This is a genomic window from Lysinibacillus sp. NPDC058147, assembly GCF_042884205.1.
Classification (GTDB): domain Bacteria; phylum Bacillota; class Bacilli; order Bacillales_A; family Planococcaceae; genus Lysinibacillus.
Genome location: NZ_JBHVUJ010000023.1, coordinates 1 through 4,128, shown reverse-complemented (window position 1 = coordinate 4,128; position 4,128 = coordinate 1). Strand labels below are relative to the sequence as shown.

4 protein-coding genes are annotated in these 4,128 nt (G+C 35.6%); all 4 read left to right on the top strand.

What is annotated here, in order from left to right; genetic code table 11:
- Positions 1–401, top strand: a 401-nt coding sequence (locus tag ACFVT8_RS24500) for a hypothetical protein (protein ID WP_387224337.1), incomplete at its 5' end; no start/stop codon positions are given.
- Between the two features lie 394 nt (positions 402–795).
- On the top strand, positions 796–2,082 hold the full coding sequence (gene mobV / locus ACFVT8_RS24495; protein WP_387086432.1) for a MobV family relaxase: 1,287 nt from the start codon (positions 796–798) through the stop codon (positions 2,080–2,082).
- 268 nt (positions 2,083–2,350) lie between these two features.
- Positions 2,351–3,340: a protein rep gene (locus ACFVT8_RS24490; RefSeq protein ID WP_387086429.1), complete on the top strand. Its 990-nt coding sequence runs from the start codon at positions 2,351–2,353 to the stop codon at positions 3,338–3,340.
- 500 nt (positions 3,341–3,840) lie between these two features.
- Positions 3,841–4,128 (top strand): hypothetical protein (locus tag ACFVT8_RS24485; protein WP_387224335.1); only part of this gene is annotated, 288 nt, incomplete at its 3' end.

Below are 4,128 nucleotides of genomic sequence, written 5' to 3'. Positions count from 1 at the left end.
CTAATGTTGACCGTGAAACTGCAGTTAGAGAAATCGGATTAGAAGAGTCTGATTCTAAATCAATCAATGCTAGGGCTTCTTCTTCGTGTTATCATCAATGGAGAGAATATTGGATATCTAGACAATTAATAGACAAAGATGCGAAAGCTTATTTGACTACATATCCTTATATAAAAATGAAACAATGCGGTGATGATAGAGCGGAAATTACTGATGTATCTCCTCAAGTGAGTTATTTAAGAGAAGGTGCTATAGCTATTTCAAATATTGTTGTTAAAAATATTACTGCAGAGAAAGAATCAAAACATGTAGCTAGAGTGAGAGCGAATGGAGTTATAACAAATACTTTTGGGTTTGAATTAAGGGATTGGAAATATAGCCATACTTTTACTTTTTATTAAAGAGTAGCGAAAGCTACTCTTTTTATTTTTGAAAAAAAGAAAAAAGCGACGCTCTTCAGAGGGAAGAAGAGCGTCGCGGATGTCAATCTAAATTTGCGATACCGGACCGAAGGGAGGATAAGGAGCAAATTTAGATTGACATCCTCACAGCACCCGAACCCTCTTGGCATTGAACAAACTACCGTTTGTTCCTGCCTACCGGCGAGGGCCGGAAGTTTTGAAACCTGGGTTTCAAACCGCCGGAGGCTTAGGCCATCCAAGGGGCTCCCCTTGGTCGTGAGTTTGAGGGGCGAAACCCTCAAGGTCTTTTGCATGCTGAAGCATGCTTTGGCGGTAGCCAACCACCCTCGGAGAGCACGTTCTCTTGGTCACAAGAGTATAACGTGCTATACTCTTGGCAAATAAATTTGCTAGAGTATGGGGGTGCATCGGTCACATGGAGTTGGCTTGGAACGCACAAAAAAATCAAATCACAGATGTTAAAGGCAAGGAAAATGAGCAAGAGCGAAAAGGCGAAATTAAGAATGAGGACATTGATCAGGAGCGTACAAAAAATAATTATGACCTAGTAGAGTCAGAGAAAAATTTGTATCAGCGAGTAAAGCAGCGAGTAGACGAATTAAAAGAAAATGGATCGAGGGTGCAAAAAAATTCAGTCGTGATGTACTCCAATATTTTGACGGTTCCTCAAGAGCAAGCTGAAAAATGGGGCGAGCAAAAAACAGATGATTATTTTAAGGCTTGCTATGAATTTTTCTGTAAGGAGTTCGGAAAAGAAAATGTGGTGAGTGGAAAAATACATAAGGACGAAACGACACCTCACATGCATTTGCACTTTGTTCCAGTCAACATAGAGAACGGTAAATTGCAGGCACGAGTAGCAATGAACAAAGCAAAAATTAATTATATCCATGATGCTTTGCCAAGGTTTTTGCAAGAACGTGGCTTCGATGTTGTACGTGCCAGTGGCAAGACGAAAGAGAAAAACATCGAAAACATTCATGAATACAAAGAAGTTCAGAAGAAAATTGCGGAGAAAGAAAATGAGTTTAAACATTTGCAACAAGAGAATACGTTTCTAGAAAAAGAGATCGGAGACAAGAAAAAAGAGTTTTTAGCATTGAGTGAAAAAATTCCTGATGACGGAAAGGTGCAGATCCGTACGAAGGGTAATGAAGTCAAAACCGAAGTAATACAGAAAATGATTGGTAATGCAGAGGTTATCAAGAAGAAAACCGAAAATCTTATTGTGACACCTGAAGATCTGAAAAATATGCAAGACGTAATGAATGCAGCGTATCAAGTGAAAAAAGATTATGAGCGTCTGCAGAAAACGGATTTGGTGCAAGAAAATAAAAAATTACGAGAAGAAAATAAAGAATTGCATGAGGCGATTGATAGGTATTATGACGACTGGAAAGAACTTTCTGCTGAAAACCACCAGCTTAAAGAAAATAATAGAGTTTTAACGGCTCGTATAACCGATTTAACGGCTGAAATTAAATTGCTTTACCAAAGTGCCAAAGAATTCGTTAAAGAGCGTACAAGCAACGCTATGGCCTTTAAAGATGCTTTTAAGAGTTTGATAGACAAGGTAAAACAAAAAGCGCCTGGGGGCGAATTTGAGAAAGCTCATAAGCGTGAAGTAAGGAAAGAACGTGATAAAGGTTTTGAGAGATAAAAAAATGCGCCTTTTTAGGCGTGTTTTTTTATGGGTTTGAGCGAAGCGAAAAACGGTTTTTTCTTATCTTGATACATATAGAAATAACAAGATTTTTTAAAAACGACTTGATCCCTTGATATGATAGGGTTTTTGATGATTTTAACGGTATAAAGAAAAACATACAAAAAAATCCCAAATGTGTTATGATTAAGTTACCACACTAAACCAAATAACATAGGGATTTTTGTACCCTTCAGGAATCCTGAAAGGAGATTTTTATATTTACATGTGTACCCATGATAACATGGATTTAGACCAAAAAACAGTATTTTATGATAAAAAGGCAAACGGAAAAACTCAACCTTGGAAAGAAAAAAAGCTAGCGAATGTTGGTTATTTTGAGTTGTTAGAAATATTGCAGTTCAAGAAAGCTGAACGTGTATCAACATGTGGTGAAATACTAGAATTTGATATTACGCATGAAGGGCGCATGAAATTAGCAAATGCATGGTTTTGTAAGTCACCGTTATGTCCGATGTGCAATTGGAGGAAGACGATGAAGCGAAGTTTACAGACAACAAAGGTTGTAGAAGAGGTGATTCGTCAAAAGCCTAAAGCCCGTTGGCTATTTTTAACGTTGACAGTGAAAAACGTATTTGATGGTGAAACATTAGATAAAAGCTTAAAAGCAATGGCACAAGGTTTTAATCGTTTGATGAAATATAAAAAAGTAGATCAAAACATGATTGGTTTCATGCGATCAACGGAAATTACCGTTAATAAAAAGGACGGTTCGTATAATCAGCACATGCACGTATTATTGTGTGTAGAATCAAAGTATTTTAAGGGTACTGAAAATTATTTATCACAAGAAAGTTGGACAAGCTTGTGGCAAAAAGCCATGAAGTTAGATTATGTGCCAGTCGTTCATATTGAGGCTGTAAAAAATAAAAAACGTAATAAGGAAAAAGAGGTTTCTGCAATTCAAGCAGCAGTGCAAGAAACCGCAAAATATTCGGTTAAGGATTCTGACTATCTGACTGGTAATCTAGAAAATGATTTAGAAGTCGTAAAAGATTTGGAAGAAGGATTATATCGAAAACGTATGGTTTCATATGGCGGATTGCTAAAAGAAATACATAAGCAATTGAACTTGGATGACGTCGAAGATGGCGATTTAATACGGGTGGATGATGAGGATTCAGACGTTGAAGAAAAAGCGTATTCGATTGTTGCTCAGTGGAACTGGAAGGCGCAAAATTATTTCATTCGTTAGGAGGAACAAGGCTATATTGCTTTGTTGCGAAGAGAACTGTTAAGCCGAATGGAAAAAGAGTAAAAAAGGAGTAGCGAATGCTACTCTTTTTTGTTTTGGATTGACAACCTCATAGCACCCGACCCTCTTAGTATTGAATCGAATATATTGGCATGTTGGGTTGAATAATTATATTCTAAAGAAGTAATATGGTATTTTATTGGGAATAAATGAAATTTATAGAATCGGGGTTATGAAATGGATTTTTTAATATGGGCTTTAATTTATTTGATTTTGTTTGGCCTTTTTATACTCATAGTTTTAAAAGTTGATATTATTAGTAAAAAAACAGCTGCTAATTTAATAAAATTAAATATTTTATTAACTGCACTTTATTTGATTTATATTTGGGTGAAGTTTTTATTATATTAACTTTTATTTTTTTACCATAATAATGTTCCATTTTTATGGTAAATGCTGTATTCTTGTATGTAAATATATTACATAGGAGGTTTTTATTGGTGAAAAAAATAGTGTGTTTATTTACATTTATGATTTCTTTTTTAATTTTAGCTGATAAAGATACATTGGCTTTTGCACAAGAACTCGAAGGTGATGAAGGCGTTGTTATTGATATTACTGTAGATGATCTTAATGAACTTCCCTATACTGTTGTTTCAGAGGAACAAGTTATTTCAGATTATATGGAATGGGCTAATGTTGACCGTGAAACTGCAGTTAGAGAAATCGGATTAGAAGAGTCTGATTCTAAATCAATCAATGCTAGGGCTTCTTCTTCGTGTTATCAT

Bases quoted from the DNA above. Each gene is read 5' to 3' on its own strand.
- ACFVT8_RS24490 (WP_387086429.1), top strand. From the start codon at position 2,351: ATGTGTACCCATGATAACATGGATTTAGACCAAAAAACAGTATTTTAT.